Annotated in this window: 10 protein-coding genes; 1 reads left to right on the forward strand and 9 read right to left on the reverse strand. The window is 55.5% G+C overall.

Annotated elements, in window-relative coordinates:
- Positions 1–39 precede the first annotated feature (39 nt).
- The 6 genes from MO767_RS00005 to MO767_RS00030 all read right to left on the reverse strand — a co-directional run bounded on the left by MO767_RS00005 (position 40) and on the right by MO767_RS00030 (position 9174).
- Positions 40–966, reverse strand: coding sequence for a hypothetical protein (locus MO767_RS00005; RefSeq protein ID WP_282478851.1), 927 nt, complete (start codon positions 964–966; stop codon positions 40–42).
- A gap of 166 nt (positions 967–1132) precedes the next feature.
- Positions 1133–2233 (reverse strand): DUF6708 domain-containing protein, encoded by a 1101-nt coding sequence (locus tag MO767_RS00010; RefSeq protein ID WP_349016910.1) that lies wholly within the window; start codon positions 2231–2233, stop codon positions 1133–1135.
- Positions 2233–5595 (reverse strand): toxin VasX, encoded by a 3363-nt coding sequence (locus MO767_RS00015; protein WP_282478852.1) that lies wholly within the window; start codon positions 5593–5595, stop codon positions 2233–2235. Before MO767_RS00015 ends, MO767_RS00010 begins: the two co-directional genes overlap by 1 nt.
- Positions 5592–6491: a DUF4123 domain-containing protein gene (locus MO767_RS00020; protein ID WP_282478853.1), complete on the reverse strand. Its 900-nt coding sequence runs from the start codon at positions 6489–6491 to the stop codon at positions 5592–5594. The genes MO767_RS00015 and MO767_RS00020 overlap by 4 nt, the downstream gene beginning before the upstream one ends.
- The gene (gene tssI, locus MO767_RS00025) at positions 6484–8526 is read right to left on the reverse strand and encodes a type VI secretion system tip protein TssI/VgrG (RefSeq protein WP_282478854.1); all 2043 of its coding nucleotides are present in this window, start codon (positions 8524–8526) and stop codon (positions 6484–6486) included. The genes MO767_RS00020 and tssI overlap by 8 nt, the downstream gene beginning before the upstream one ends.
- A gap of 132 nt (positions 8527–8658) precedes the next feature.
- Positions 8659–9174, reverse strand: coding sequence for an Hcp family type VI secretion system effector (locus tag MO767_RS00030; RefSeq protein ID WP_054051032.1), 516 nt, complete (start codon positions 9172–9174; stop codon positions 8659–8661).
- A gap of 444 nt (positions 9175–9618) precedes the next feature.
- On the opposite strand from MO767_RS00030, the gene MO767_RS00035 reads away from it, so the two are divergent.
- Positions 9619–10296 (forward strand): type 1 glutamine amidotransferase domain-containing protein, encoded by a 678-nt coding sequence (locus MO767_RS00035; protein ID WP_282478855.1) that lies wholly within the window; start codon positions 9619–9621, stop codon positions 10294–10296.
- A gap of 54 nt (positions 10297–10350) precedes the next feature.
- On the opposite strand, the gene MO767_RS00040 is transcribed toward MO767_RS00035, so the two are convergent.
- The 3 genes from MO767_RS00040 to MO767_RS00050 form a co-directional block, all read right to left on the reverse strand.
- The gene (locus tag MO767_RS00040) at positions 10351–11730 is read right to left on the reverse strand and encodes a VOC family protein (RefSeq protein ID WP_282478856.1); all 1380 of its coding nucleotides are present in this window, start codon (positions 11728–11730) and stop codon (positions 10351–10353) included.
- A gap of 252 nt (positions 11731–11982) precedes the next feature.
- The gene (locus MO767_RS00045; protein ID WP_282478857.1) at positions 11983–12924 is read right to left on the reverse strand and encodes an alpha/beta fold hydrolase; all 942 of its coding nucleotides are present in this window, start codon (positions 12922–12924) and stop codon (positions 11983–11985) included.
- Between the two features lie 22 nt (positions 12925–12946).
- Entirely contained in the window at positions 12947–14401 is a 1455-nt protein-coding gene (locus MO767_RS00050; protein WP_282478858.1) for an NAD(P)/FAD-dependent oxidoreductase, read from the reverse strand.
- Between the last annotated feature and the right edge of the window lie 95 nt (positions 14402–14496).

Genomic DNA, 14496 nt, shown 5'->3' on the forward strand with positions numbered 1-14496 from the left:
CAGCTCGGGCCGAAGAAAAATTTAACGTCGTGTCCGGGATTAGTTGACCACTACAAAGTACGTCATAAAATCCTGCCCTTGAGCAAAGGCTTTTTCGATTTTCGCGCTTTGCTCTTTAAGCGCTGGGCTTGGCTTGGCCCATTGTTCAGACGGTAGAGGTTTGGACCACTCAGCAATGGAATCAGGTAGAGATTTCATGCTGAAACGATGGTCCCATTCAGCAATCCAGTACGGGAAGCGCCACCAGGTGATCAGGTGTGTCAGGTACCACCAGCCAACCCCGAAAGCGGAACGTTCGTTGTGTTGGTGCTCCTCATGCATGTCTTGTCGTTCTTTATCGAAGGTGCCACGGCCTTCGTATGGTGCTTTGCCAGGGCAGAACTCTGGACCTTTTTCCATATAGACACGTATGGCTTCCCACTTACCCAAGCCATGAGCAGGAGTCATCACGCCTTGTCTCACAAAATGCACTACGTCAGCTTTGGAATCGTCGAACGCCATACCAAAGGTATAGGCGCTTGTTACTCCTACTCCAATAACACCTGTACTGATTGAAAGCCAAGATACTGTCTCTTCCCATGGTTGAATGACGGGGACGTCAGAACCTTCGGGAAAGAAACAGACTTCACGACGTTGGCGGTTGAATCGAATAGGACGGGTGCGCGACTTTGCTCTGGTAGTGCTCAAGATAACGTAAGTACCCAGGAGCGCAGCTATTCCTCCTCCCCAAATACTAAAGGTCACACCGAAATTGAGCATGCCTCCCGCTCTGTCCCAAAAGGACTCGGAAAAAGGATTTCCCCAGGTAGTAGTTCCTGCAAGCAAAGGCAGAACAATCAGGCATGAAAAAATGAACATCATACCGAGCCCAATCATTGCCCTGGATTGGAAAGCCTCGCCGAAATTACTACTGCCTACGTCAAGGAATGTGTCATTAACCTCAACAAAGCTTCCGCCAAAATCCATGGGGATTTGCCCGGTGGGCACCGGCAGTGGCGACAAAAATAGAGCCTCTCCAGTGGCAAAACGACGAGTTTCACCAACGATAGGTCATTGCTTTTGTATATCGAACTCGTCGTACTGCGGAGAGGTAGGTGTCACGCAGAAAGCCATAAAGTTTGTTCAGTTCTATTCAATTATTTGTTGATTCTTCTGCCTTGGTTTCGTTTAGGTTGGCCTTAAAGTACGCCATGAAATCCTGTCCTTGAGTAAAGGCCTTTTCGATCTTCATGGTTTGCTCTTTCAGAGCGGCGCTTGGTTTGGCCCATTGTTCAGAAGGCAAAGGTTTGGACCATTCGGCAATGGATGCAGGTAGAGATTTCATGCTGAAACGATGATCCCATTCTGCTACCCAGTACGGAAAGCGCCACAAAGTGATTGCATGAGAAAAATACCACCAGCCAACGCTCAGAGCGGAACGCTCGTTGTGTTGGTACTCCTCGTGCATATTTGCACGTTGTTGATCGAAAGTATGGCGACCCTCGTAAGGTGCTTTATTCGGGCAGTATTGCGGTCCCTTTTCCATGTAGAGGCGGATCGCTTCCCACTTGCCCAAACCATGAGTTGGGGTCATTACACCTTGGTTTACAAAATGCACGGTATCGGCTTTAAGATCGTCGAAAGCCATGCCGAATGTATAAGTGCTCATGACGCCTACACCGGTAACACCAGTGCTGACCGAGAGCCAGGACACCATCCCTTCCCATGGCTGAATCACAGGCTCATCAGACCCGTCCGCGAAAAAACAGACCTCACGGCGTTGCCTGTTGAAGCGTATAGGGCGGGCTTGAGATTTTTTTCTTGTCGTGCTTATGACGACGTACAAACCAAGGGCCGCGAACGCTGTTCCTCCCCATCCTGAAATATATAAACCCGACTCAAAGAACTCGCTGAAATACCAAGAGAAATCACGGCCAAATGGATTGTTGAAGGTCGAAAAGCCCATGATCGTCGGTAAAACTAATAGACAGGCAATTATAAAACCCATACAAAGGCCGATCATCGCTCTTGCCTGAAATGCCTTGCCAAAGTTGGTGCTACCTACATCGAGATAGGTCTCATTGACCTCGATGAAGCTACCCCCCAGATCCATTGGAGTGCTACCCGTAGGTACGGGAAGTGGAGAAAAGAAAACAGCCTCTCCAGTCGCAAAACTACGAGTTTCACCGGATGCAGGTCTTTTTTTGTTCAGTCCAAGCATATCGTCGAGAGGTGATTGGTTCTGTAAAGGCATCAAATTTTACCGAGGCGTTGGGTGGAGCCAGGCACGTTGAGAAGATCAGTAGTCACGAGCAATGATGGCGCACTGGCATTGCGGACGCGTAGCGCGGGAATAGAAGGAATCGTTTTTTCTTTCCCTGCATTAAGTGTCATGGTCTGAAAGTATTTCTCTCGGATTGCGCTATTTCCAGCGAGAGGATGATAGCGCAGTTTAATAGCTAACCCGTGCATCGCATTAGCTTCGTGTTGAAAAATCTCAAGACCCATTTTAAGTGATGCGTCGGGAGTGCTGAGAAGATTTAGTTGATATGCCATCGGCTCGGTCCATGGTTCCCAATTGTAATGGGGTGAGTTATTGAGCCAGTATGCCTCTAGTTCGAAACTTACATGGTCTAACTCACTAGTCGTGATGCCCGGAATACTAATCACAGCCATTGGTTGGCCATTAATATTTTTTAAGCCTACTTGAGGTGCCGCAGTAATGTCTGCCAATTGCAGGCGATCCTCTTCCAGTGGGCGCTGCAGACTTTTTTTACCCCATGCACCTTGCTGTAACCATTTGTCCAATTCTGACTTGTTGTAATGGTTGTAGATCCACTCACCGCCGAGCTGCAAAATAGTGAGTCCAAGTCCGATCAAATTTGCGCGAGCTGCCACGCTTAGGACTCTGCCACCTGCTGTTGCCCACGCAACTGCTCTCGCTTCGCTGACTTTTGAAGCGGCCTCGTACATGTATTGGCCGGTACGAACCGTTGCCCAGCCATTAACTGCAAGTTGTCCAGAATCTCCAACAAGTGTCATAGAAGCACCAGCCAGTTTGCCTCCGTCACCTGATCTTAACGCTTCTGTCCATTTGACAACTGAACCTTTCTCTCCATACAAGCTAGTTGCTGCGGCTGACGCTCCAAATCCATACGCGGCTAACCCCAATCCACCTGTGAGTCTGCCAAAACGCGCCGCCAATTTGATTTTTCCGGCCGCACTTGAGTAATTACGTTGCGCTGCTGTTAAGGTCGTTATCGATATCCCTTGAGCCGCAGCAAATATCCCGCCTAGCATCGAGAAAAATGAGTTGGTTACTGCTAGCTTGTCAGAAAAATCAGCATCTTTTTTTCGAGAGAACTCCGACTGTACAGTTAGAAAGCTCATGATTTGAACTACCATAACCGCAGACGCAAAAATATCTCCACCTGCCGATTTGAATATATCTTTTCCAAGACCTTTCAATTTGTCTGGGCGGTTCAATCGATAGTCTTCTGCCATACGATGGAACTCGACCTCTTGTGCGCTGGTCAGGCCCTTAATCTTTAATCCGACTTTGCTGGGCCCTTCACCAACGAGCCTCATAGCGGAAGCAATGCTTGCTTCCAGAGGAGGTAGCATCTGCTGAATGGATTTACGTTGTGCAATCAATGCACGATGACTGCCTTTAGGTGCTTTACCTTTACGCTCATTCGCCAGCATCTGCCTGATTTCGTTTTTTAGCGAAGCCATTTTCTTACGAATCTCGCCGGCTTTTTCTGAATCGGCTTTGTACGCTCGAGCTTGTTCCGCCGACGCGAACTCCAAGGTCATCCCTTCTTTGCCGAAGGTTCTTAATACGTCAATCCACGCGGCTCCGGGAATATGGCGTAGAACTTTCGCTGGATCAATGGGCTGGCCACTGCGCACGCTTTGCATGGCCTCTTCAAGGGCGTTCGCTAATCGAAGTTGTTTGGCAGGTTCGTATACAGTACTTCTTGTTTGGTCGAAAGTTATGCCATCTTCGCTGAGGTTCATTGCTGCAGGAAGGTCTTGATTCAATAGTTTTTTGAACTCGACACTAAGATCCTTTATTCCCTTGTAGTCACCAGTGGAAAGAGGGATGTCGCGTACGGTTTTTACAATCGAACTCATCTTCGCGTAAAAATCTTTTTGATCTGTAAGGCTCAGAGTGAAGAATGTAGGTACTGTAAAGCCGGGTTGTTTTTCGATTAGCTCTGCGATCGCGTCAGTCGCCTTGTCTGTTCGGCAAATATCTTTCAAGCATGCATATTCAGTGGCTAGAGATGTTTCTATCTGATTAGATAGCTTAGAGTCGAAATACCAGGCGGAGCGATGGAAGCGTTTTTCGCTTGCTAATTTGACTCGGTCATCTGTGATCAAGTCCAACCGCCTGTTCCAGCGGCTGAGTTGAGTTCGTTGCTGTTTCAGGAAGGCTTCCATAGCGGGACGATCAATTAGGTCATTGATACCGTCTTGCCCCATTTTTGCGCCATCTAACGCGTCATCTGCATTGTTGTCAATGGAATCGATCAAGTCTTCGTACTTAGCGTACAAAGCCCCAAGGCTTGTGCGCATACGTAACTTTGAAGCTGCGACAGCACCACGCTGTGTGCCCGCACCTGAATAATGAGTCTGGTTTTTGATGTTGACGTAATCGACGATGGATTGTCGCTGTTCTTCGGTGGTTTCGTCCTTGAGTTCGGCAAAACGCGGATCGCCTTGAGCGGCTTTAAGGATCGAATCGCCGGTTACCCTATATAGCGACTCGATATAACAGCCAAACACATACTTCTTTTGATTCGCCTCAGCGTCACTCCAGTCACTGATCCACCCAGTGACCAAATCCTGATGCTCGGCGAGATCGCGCAGCACGCCCAAGTCATCCTGTAAGACCAAGTAAAGATGGTCACGCTCATTTTCTGCCTTGACTTGCTTTTTGAGCGCGCCCAACTGAGTTTTCTTAAAGTGCGTCGCTTGCTCCCAGAGATAGTCCTGGCTTTCCTCAGGCTTGGCACCCGTAACCGCCCGCTCTTTACTCGGCTGCTCCGCAACTTCCGCAATCCATTTTTCCGCCTGACTTGGCGTCAACAGATTAGCCGCGCCTTTCTCCGGATCAGTCTTGGTCAGGTCCACTGCCTGCATGAAGTATTCACGCTCGGATTTGTGCTTGATGACCTGCGCGCATTTGGCGGCGGTCCATTGCACTTCGGAGTAGTTGACGTAGAGCTTGCTCAAACGCGGGAAGACCAGCACGGCTTCGCCCACGTTGCTTTCGCGTTTGTTGGCGGTGATTTCGCCTTTTTCCCACAGCAGTTGGGTCACGATGCCGTTCTGGATTCGGTATTCGTGCATGACGGCTTGAGGTTTCTTGTCGACGATGACGTAGAGCCAGCCATCGCGGATCAAGCGAATTCCCAGAGGACGTGAGGTGGTTTTGTACGGCATGGCCAGTGCACTGGATGGGTCGAGTCTTTCGACCAGGCCGTAACGGAGAGGGATGAGCTGGATTTTGGCCTTCATCAGCGAGCAGCCGCCTAGGGCACACTTGCCGTCGTCCCGGCTTTTTGCAACGTTGTTCGGGCTTTTGCCGGTCGATGTGGGCGTTGTCATCCTTGGCTCCTCAGCAGAGTTTCAGCCCGTTCCTGGGCAATATCAGCGACCCGTTCGAGTCGCTGAGCGGGCGTTTGTTCCGACGGGGTCTTGAGTATCGCATCCAGGTCCGGATGCTCCTCCAGCGCCCGCTCACCGAGAAACCCGTGAATGTTGGCATAGAGGGTGATGTCGAGCTCGGTGTTGAAGCCTCGATCATATGAAGTCGAAGCCAATGCATGCAGGTGTTCCCAGCGCTGCAGAGGCGTCGCTTGTGCTTGATAGGACGGAAAGTATTCGTGCATGTGTTCGTCGAGGCGCAGGACGATGCTGCGAAAATTCACTTCATCCAGTTGGCTGAGTTGCTCGTCGCTCAAGCGGTAGCGTTTGCTGTGGTTCGGCTCGGGGGCTTTGCCGGGGCGCTGGTTGATGTGCCAGCAGCCCAGTGCCGCATCGGCGCCGACGACCTGCGAGCAAGGGCCGAATAGGGTAGGGTCCTTGATGCTCTCGCCGTAGTCGAGCAGCGCATGGGCCACGGCCGGATCAGCGACGCGCAGCAGCACTTCCTCACCCTGTGGGTGCATGACGCTGGTCAGCCAGCGAAAGTGGTCGACCATGTTTTCCCAGGGTTGATCGCTGAACACGAGGTAGCCCCATTCTTGGCGAGACTCAGCTAGAAACTTTGCCAGGATGGGATTGTTCTGCGCTTTTATCTGAACCAGACACGGCGAAACGTCCCCCAATTCAGCCCACGGGGTACCGAGGTAGAGTGGCTCGAAAACAGGATTATCCGACCATTGATAAAGGTGTTGAGGCAGTTTCTCGACGCTGACGCCATCCAGTAGCAAACCGACGGTGCCATTCCACGGCAGGCCTTGAGGCAACCCATTTTCCAGCGGCCACTCGGACTTAAGCATTTTGCGCCTCCAGTTTGGCCTTCTCGCAAATCGCGCAGATTGGCTTCTTCTGCATCAACGCTTGCCGCTGTGCGGGCACCAATAGTTGCCCAGCCTTATCCGCATCTGCCTGCTTCAACGGCCCCGGCAACAATGGCGCCGCCCCCGTCCCATTCCCCGGACTCCCCCCGGAATTCATGTTGATCACCGGGCCGCTCAGGGTGACGCCGCCGGCGTCGATCTTGATGAAGCTCCCACCACCAATCAGCGTCAGTTCACTGCCCGCTTCGAGCACGACTTTCATGCCGCTGCTCAGGTGAATCTCCTGGCCGGCTTCAATGAATTGACCAGTGCCAACCTTGATATGTTGGTTGACGCCCACGGTCAGGTGGTCATTGGCGCGGGTTTCGACTTTGCGGTCGGCGTAGACGGTGTGGTGTTCTTCGGCCTTGAATTCGCTGTAGCTGTTTTGCTCGACGGTGTCGTGGCGTTCGTTGCCGACGCGGATTTTCTGGTCGTGCTCGACGTTTTCGTCCCAGTCGCGCTGGGCGTGCAGGAAGATTTGTTCCTGGCCCTTTTTGTCTTCGATGCGCAGTTCGTTGTAGCCGCCGCCACCGGGGGAGCTCAGGGTTTTGAAGGTGCTGCGAGTTTTGTTCGCCGGCAGGGCGTACGGGACGACGTTTTCCTTGTGGTACAGGCAGCCGCTGATCAGCGGTTGGTCGGGGTCGCCTTGGAGGAAGCTGACGAGCACTTCCATGCCGATGCGCGGGATGGCGATGCCGCCGTAGTGGGCGCCGGCCCAGGCGGAGGAGACGCGCAGCCAGCAGCTGGTCTTGTCGTCGGCCTGGCCTTCGCGGTCCCAGTGAAATTGCACTTTGACGCGACCGTATTGGTCGCAGTGGATTTCTTCACCTTTTGGCCCGGTGACCACGGCACTTTGGCTGCCGAGGATGCGCGGTTTCTTTTGCGTCAGCGGCGGGCGGTTCGGCACGTCCCACGGGGTGGCCTGGAAGCGGTTGCGGTAGCCCTGGTGGAAATCGTCTTTCAGGTTAGTGGTGCTGCTGGTGACCGACTCTTCCAGCACTTGCGGCTGTTTGCCTTCGTGGAGGACTTCGGTCAGCAGCCACAGGTCGTTCCATTTAGGTTTAGGGTGTTGGGTCAGCGCCAGGAAGTGGCCACTGACCAGCAACGGCTGATCGCTTCTGCCTTCGGCGAGCTGGAAGTCGCTGCGGTGGCGTTCGAGGGCGCGTTTGGCCAGGTGCTTGCCGCGTTCGCGGTCGATGAAGCGACCGGGATAGTCGTAGTCTTCGAGGTCGGGCAGGGCGTCGCCACGGTTTTCGCTTTCCAGCGTCAGGCGCGGTTTTTCGAAGTCGTAGTCGCGGCGGGTGGTGCGGCTGGTGCGGGTTTCCAGGCGCAGGTCGAAGCGCTTGATCACCGGGTCGTTGGCGACCATGCCGGAGTCTTGCTGGTAGGCCACGGGCGCGAGTTTCGGGAACACCGTTTGGTCATCGCCGAACACCAGTTTGTGGGCCGTGGCGCTGTGCTGGAAGTGGTAGTGAATACCTTCTTCCTCGCACAGGCGCTGGATAAATTGCAGGTCCGATTCATCGTATTGAACGCAGTAAATACGCTCGGGATAAACAGCCCCGACTTTGAATTCGTAGGCATTGCTTTGAATGCCGTGCTCTTCGAGGATGCAGCCGATGATTTTCGGCACGTTAAGGTTCTGGAAGATGCGTTGGTTGGTGCGGTGCGCCAGGTAAGACAAGTGCGGGCGCAGGGTCACCGCGTAGCGGGTCAGGCGTTTGCCGGAATCACCCTGGGCGGCGCGATAGATCTGGCCATGGATGCCGCTGCCGTCAGGCGAGAGCTGCAAAAAGGCCGGTTTGTGCAGCAGGGTCTCGAGGTCCAGGGACGGCTGTTCACTGACCAGCTCCACCTCAAACACAAAAGGCTGGCTGATGGCTTCCCGACCTTGCAGGGAAAGAACCTGGAAGTCACTGGAAAGACCTTCGATGGTCAGGGCAAAGTGAGTTTGATTGGCCGGCGCGAACATCCCTTGTTCCTTGTGCAGTGCTTACTGCGCTCGTCGACACCCGGAAACCGGGTCAACGGACGCGAAATTCTGGAGGCGCGTAAACAACATCGACCAGCAGAGCTGGCCGATGCGTGAAGCGGTCAGCCGCGATTAAGCGACTGGCTGACGCCAGTCATCGGAACCCGAAGTACCGGATACTTCGTGGGTCCAGGTGATTTTGCGGTAGGTGAACTGCACTTCTTCCAGGTGCGTGAAGTGGGAGTTCGACGGGTCCTGGCAGTTGTGCATTTTGTTGTTGATGGCGACGATGATCGCGTCTTCCAGTTTGGTGGTGTAGTAGTGCTCTTGGGTACCTTGAGCCGAAGTGCGGTACCACTGGATAACGATTTCGCTCATGCGCTCGCCGGAGGTCAGAGCGGCTTGCAGCAGTGGCGAAGCCTTGTCGTAGACCTTGGTGATCACGACTGGCTTGTGAACGCGCTGACCGGTCGGTTGGCCGGACTGCGGGTCACGCGGGATGATCACGTCGTGGCTGAAAGCCTGAACCATGACCTGGTCTTCGTGACCTTCCTGGTAGGTGTTGCCAACCGAGTCGGCGGTGAATGCGCCGGCAGTGATCAGACCTTGTTTCTCGCCAGTGACGGACATGTACGCTGGTGTAGCCATGGATGTGCTCCTTGCTAAAAGTTAGGGTGCCCGGGAGGCGGTATCGCCCGGTGGGTGCCTGACTGTTATCAAGGTCCGTGCCAGAAACGGTTAAGGCTATATAAATCAAGAGGTTGAGATGGTTTTCAGCGCTCGCGAAGGATGTTCGGCAGCGATCGCCAGTGGATGTGCGCAAGAAGTTGCGCAGTACTGCGCAACTTCTTGCGCACTTGGCTGGGGCGCCTGACAGGCCGGGCGATCAGCGAGCCGGGAAGGGCTTTCGCAGCGTTGAGTGCGCAACTTCTTGCGCATCAAGGCGGTTGGCCATCATTCGGTGACCCATCGTCTGATTTGCCGAAAACCGGTAGCAGAACCGCTAGGGTGACAGGTGCAACGAATGCTGCAGCTTGGAGGTCAAACTCAGCGCCGAGATGAATGAACATCTGCGAACTCAAGGAGAACGACATGAAAATCCTGATGGTTCTAACGTCACACGATCAATTGGGTAACACGGGTAAGAAAACCGGCTTCTGGCTGGAAGAATTCGCCGCGCCGTATTTCGCCTTCAAGGACGCCGGCGCTCAGTTGACCCTGGCCTCGCCCAAGGGCGGCCAACCGCCGCTGGACCCAAAAAGCGACGAGCCGGACGCGCAAACCGCGGCCACCGAGCGCTTTCGCAAAGACTCCGCGGCCCAGTCCGCATTGGCGTCTACCGCTCTGCTGAGCAGCACGAGAGCTGAAGATTACGACGCGATTTTCTATCCGGGCGGCCATGGCCCTCTGTGGGATTTGGCCGAAGACAAAATTTCGATCGCGCTGATCGAGGCGTTTTACCAGGCGGGCAAACCGGTCGCGGCCGTCTGCCACGCACCGGGTGTGTTGCGTCACGTCAAGGGCGCGGACGGCCAGGCGCTGGTCAAAGGCAAGCGCGTCACGGGCTTCACCAATTCTGAGGAAGAGGCTGTGCAACTGACGAAGGTTGTGCCGTTTTTGGTGGAGGACATGCTTAAGGAGAAGGGTGGTGTCTATTCCAAGGGGGCTGACTGGGCCAGTTATGTGCTTACTGATGGATTGCTGATCACCGGTCAGAATCCGGCGTCGTCCGAAGCTGCTGCTGAGGCGTTGTTGGCGAAGCTGAAATAGGATCAAAAGATCGTCCGCACGCGGCCCGAGCCTGCGGACGATCTTTTCAACGTGTCATCGCGTAATAGCGGCGAAACATTCCTCGATCGAGCGCCGCTGCGTCTCGGCATACAACGCCAGTTCATCAATCGTCGGCCGCCCCAGCGCCTTCTCGAACACCTGCCGGTTCGATTGCACGCCATAGTGGGTTTGCGCTGCATCGCCCAGGTTCGACTGAAAAATCCCCGCGGCGCTAACCGGCAGGAAATCTTCGTACACCAACGGTTCAATCCGCAAATACCCGCCGCTGAGCAGATCCTCTAGCGACAATGATTTCAGCTCATCGGCCCCCAAGCCTTTTTCCGTGACGAAGTAGCGAAAGTACGCCAGTTCCTGTTGGCGCATGCCCTCAACGGTGTCAGGGAATTCTGCAAAGTGCTGCACCATCAGCGCGTTGTAACGAGCGGCGTTGGCTTCATTGGGGAAGTCTTTCAATTCATCACGTGCAGCGTTGAGCAAACGGTCGTAAAGCGCCCGGCCTTTGGGGGTTAGCGCGGCGCCGCGTTGCTCGATTTCGCCGAAACGTGCGCTGTGGCTGCCACGATTCTCGGTTTGATCGGTGAAGGCGACAGGCTCGTCCAGGGCCTTGAAGCTGGTCTGGCGCAGCAGGATCGGGCACTGACGGCGGGGCGGGCCTTCGATCACCGCTTTGGGAGTGATGCCGTGGGCAGGCATTTGCGCCTGGACGATGTCGATGTCCAGGGTGCGCGGCGTCAGGTGGTTGATATGCGGGCCGGTGAACGCCACCACGTCGGCGATCAGGCGATGCTGGGCGCTGAGTTCGCGGTACTGCTCGGCGGTCACGGTGGCGGTGTGATGCCAGCGGAACGTTTCCAACGCCTGTTCGACGAAGTCCTGGGCCTCCTGTTCGGTGAGGCCGCCCTGGGTTTCGGCACGATCGATGAGGGTCAGCGCAGTGGGCGTGAAAATCGAACGCTTATCCAGCACCGATTGGGCGAACGCTCGCAGTTCCAGGTCTTCGATCAGTTCCAGGCGCAGCAGGGAAGTGAATACCCGGAACGGACTGACCTGCAACGCCGCTTCATGCACCGCGCGAAAAGCCGTGGAGTGCACCGGCACGCCGGCCGGGGTCAGGTCGTAATAACCCACCGGCTGCATGCCCATCACCGCAAACAGCCGGGCGAGGGTGGCCAGTTCATCGGCGGTGCCAACACGGATCGCGCCATGCCGCTCCAGGTCCAGGCGCTGGATTTCACCGGTGCTGTACAACTGTCGGGCGATCTGTGGATCGCTGTCCAGCACGTGACGGTTGGTCTGTTCCACCAGTTCCATCAGCGCGCCGTACAGCGGCACTTCTTCGCGGTACATGTCGGACATCGCTTTGGAGAAGCGTTGGCGGATCAGGTCAGGGCTGACGAAGTTCGGGTGACTCATGAAAGAATTCCTGGCGCGGTGACGTAAAGGATGCGGGAAAAGATCGCAGCCTTGCGCGGCGCTGACAAACGAAGAATCTTACGAACTTCATTCTGCAAAGGACTGCTTGTTGTAGCAGCTGCCGAGCCTGCGAGGCTGCGTTCGGCTGCGAAGCAGTCGTGAAATCAGCCACTGTGGTGTGTCAGAAGGAACGTGCATACAGGGTTTGCGACTGCTGCGCAGCCGAACGCAGCCTCGCAGGCTCGGCAGCTGCTACACCGGAAGTTCGGAGCGCAGCGATGCCAAAAACTCCCGATACAACCGCGCCGCGCTCGTCGGATGTTCCACCATCGGCATATGGCCGGTGTGGTCCCAGACTTCCACTCGCAGATCGGCGATGCCTTTGCTCCAGATCGCCACGCTGCTGACATCGATCAAGCGGTCCTTGCGTCCCCACAGCAACAGCGCCTGGCACTTGATGTCGGGCAGTTTCGGCTCCATCGGCGGGCTGGCACGGAAGTCGTTGAAGATTTCTTCCAGCTCATCGCGACTCTGTTCATAGCGTTGTGCGATGGCGTCCAGCACCACCTTGGGTACCCACGGCGATTCGGCCATGGTCATGGCGTATAAGCGCTGGAATTCTTCCCGTGAATGAATCAGGAACGGGTTGTGGCCCTTGGCCAAATGCCGCTCCAGGTCGCTGGTTTCGGGGGCGGTGACACCTGCCGGGTCGATCAGGGCCACCGAAACAATGCGATCCGGGTACGTGGCCGCCAGCCACGCTGCCATGTAGCCGCCCATCGAGTTGCCGATCACATGGACTTTCTCGACGCCGCAGACATCGAGCAACTGGATCATCCGCTTGGCCTGCAAGGGAATGTCGTAGCCGCCGCCCGCCTTGAAGCCGGTTTCGCCATGGCCGGCGATGTCGGGGATGATCACCCGATAGTTGCCGACAAAGTGCCGGGCAAAACGCAGCCAGATGTTCTTGTCGGCGCTGTAGCCGTGGAGCATCAGCACACTGCTGGACGCTTCGTACGGCCCGCCTTGCCAGGTCGAGACAGTCATTTCGGCGATCGGCACGACAATTTTGTGCAGTCGATACAGCTTGGCCTCTATCGACATGTCCAAGTCATAGAGCCAATAACCGATAGCCGGGTAACTCAACCAGCTCCAGGCCGCGAAAACTGCGATTGCGACAACCAACAAAAGCATCAGGCATCTTCCTTTTACGTGATCAGGACAGAATGTGATCGGCGGGTTTCAGCGCCCTGGTCAACCGGTGATAGCTGAAACTGAAGCCCGGAAACATCGCAATCACATGACCGCTCTTGCTTTGATACCAACTGTGGCAGCCCCCGGACTTCCAGACGGTGCGTTCCATCTCCCGGTGGATCATTTCAGTGTAGGTACGTTCTGCTTCGGGGCGTACTTCGATGCTGCGCAAACCGTGTTCTTTTAACGTGCGGATGCAATCGAGAATGTAATTCATCTGGGACTCGATGATGAACAGCGCCGAGGTGTGGCCAATGCCCGTGTTGGGGCCGGTGACGATAAACAGGTTGGGGAAGTCCGGCAGGCTGGTGCCGAGATAGGCCCGCGGATACTGGGCCCAGAAATCTTTGAGTTGTGTGCCGTTTTTGCCGGTGACCGGGTAGGAAATCACCCCGTCGGTGGCGTCGTAACCGGTGGACCAGACGATCAGGTCCAGGTCGATGTGTTGGCCGTCCTGGGTGACGATGCCGGTTTCATCGATGGCGGCGATGCCTTGCTCGCGGCTGTGCAGGCTCACGTTGCTGCGACCCAGCGCCGGGTACAGGGTGCTTGAGATGATCACCCGTTTGCAGCCGATGACGTAGTCGGGTGTCAGTTTTTGCCGTAATTGGGGGTCGGGCACTTGCCGTTTGAGGAAGCGCAGGGCGTGTTGCTGGACCAAGCGGATCGCTGGTTTCGAATACTTGAAGGCAATCACCCGGGTTTCGAACAGCCAGTAGATCATCCAGCGCAACAGTTTGTAGGCCGGTTTGAGCCCCAGTAACCAACGCTGGAATGGCCCAAAGGCACGGTCGGCCCGAGGCAATACCCAGTGAGGCGTGCGCTGGAACACATGCAGATGCTCGACGTCCGGGGCAATCGTCGGAATCACCTGGGCCGCGCTGGCGCCGCTGCCAACGATGGCCACGCGTTTTTGCCGGTAATCGTAGGTGTGATCCCAGTTGTTGGTGTGAAAAGTCTTGCCCTGAAACCGCTCCTGGCCCTCGAAGTGTGGAATCACGGGTTGGCTCAACGGCCCGGTGGCGTTGATCAGGAACTGCGCATGGAACGTGCCTTTGCTGGCGGTGTGCACCGCCCAGCGTTTGCCGTCATCGTCCCATTCGATGCGCTCGACATTGGCCTGCAGTTCCACCTTGTCTCGCAGGCCGAAGTGCTCCACCACGTACTGGGTGTAGTGGTGCAGTTCGGCCTGCTCGGCGAACATTTGCGTCCAGCGGTAAGGCGCGAAGGACAGCGAATAGAGCGGCGAGGGCACGTCGACCGCGGCACCGGGGTAGGTGTTTTGGCACCAGGTGCCGCCGAAAAAGTCCCGTCGTTCCAGCAGGCGGAAATCGCTGATGCCTGCCTTGAGCAAATTGATCGCCGCGCACTGGCCGCCAAAACCGCTGCCGATGATCAGCACTTGAAAGGTCTGCATGGGCCTCCTTTTTTATCGTTATTGATCGAACCCTCCTTTCATGTATAGCCAAACATTGGACGCTCGCCTCATGGCTATGCCTGGGTATTCAGACC

Source organism: Pseudomonas sp. UYIF39, assembly GCF_029963765.1.
Classification (GTDB): domain Bacteria; phylum Pseudomonadota; class Gammaproteobacteria; order Pseudomonadales; family Pseudomonadaceae; genus Aquipseudomonas.

Bases quoted from the DNA above. Each gene is read 5' to 3' on its own strand.
- MO767_RS00005 (WP_282478851.1), bottom strand. From the start codon at position 966: ATGGATTTTGGCGGAAGCTTTGTTGAGGTTAATGACACATTCCTTGAC.
- MO767_RS00010 (WP_349016910.1), bottom strand. From the start codon at position 2,233: ATGCCTTTACAGAACCAATCACCTCTCGACGATATGCTTGGACTGAAC.
- MO767_RS00015 (WP_282478852.1), bottom strand. From the start codon at position 5,595: ATGACAACGCCCACATCGACCGGCAAAAGCCCGAACAACGTTGCAAAA.
- MO767_RS00020 (WP_282478853.1), bottom strand. From the start codon at position 6,491: ATGCTTAAGTCCGAGTGGCCGCTGGAAAATGGGTTGCCTCAAGGCCTG.
- tssI (WP_282478854.1), bottom strand. From the start codon at position 8,526: ATGTTCGCGCCGGCCAATCAAACTCACTTTGCCCTGACCATCGAAGGT.
- MO767_RS00030 (WP_054051032.1), bottom strand. From the start codon at position 9,174: ATGGCTACACCAGCGTACATGTCCGTCACTGGCGAGAAACAAGGTCTG.
- MO767_RS00035 (WP_282478855.1), top strand. From the start codon at position 9,619: ATGAAAATCCTGATGGTTCTAACGTCACACGATCAATTGGGTAACACG.
- MO767_RS00040 (WP_282478856.1), bottom strand. From the start codon at position 11,730: ATGAGTCACCCGAACTTCGTCAGCCCTGACCTGATCCGCCAACGCTTC.
- MO767_RS00045 (WP_282478857.1), bottom strand. From the start codon at position 12,924: ATGCTTTTGTTGGTTGTCGCAATCGCAGTTTTCGCGGCCTGGAGCTGG.
- MO767_RS00050 (WP_282478858.1), bottom strand. From the start codon at position 14,401: ATGCAGACCTTTCAAGTGCTGATCATCGGCAGCGGTTTTGGCGGCCAG.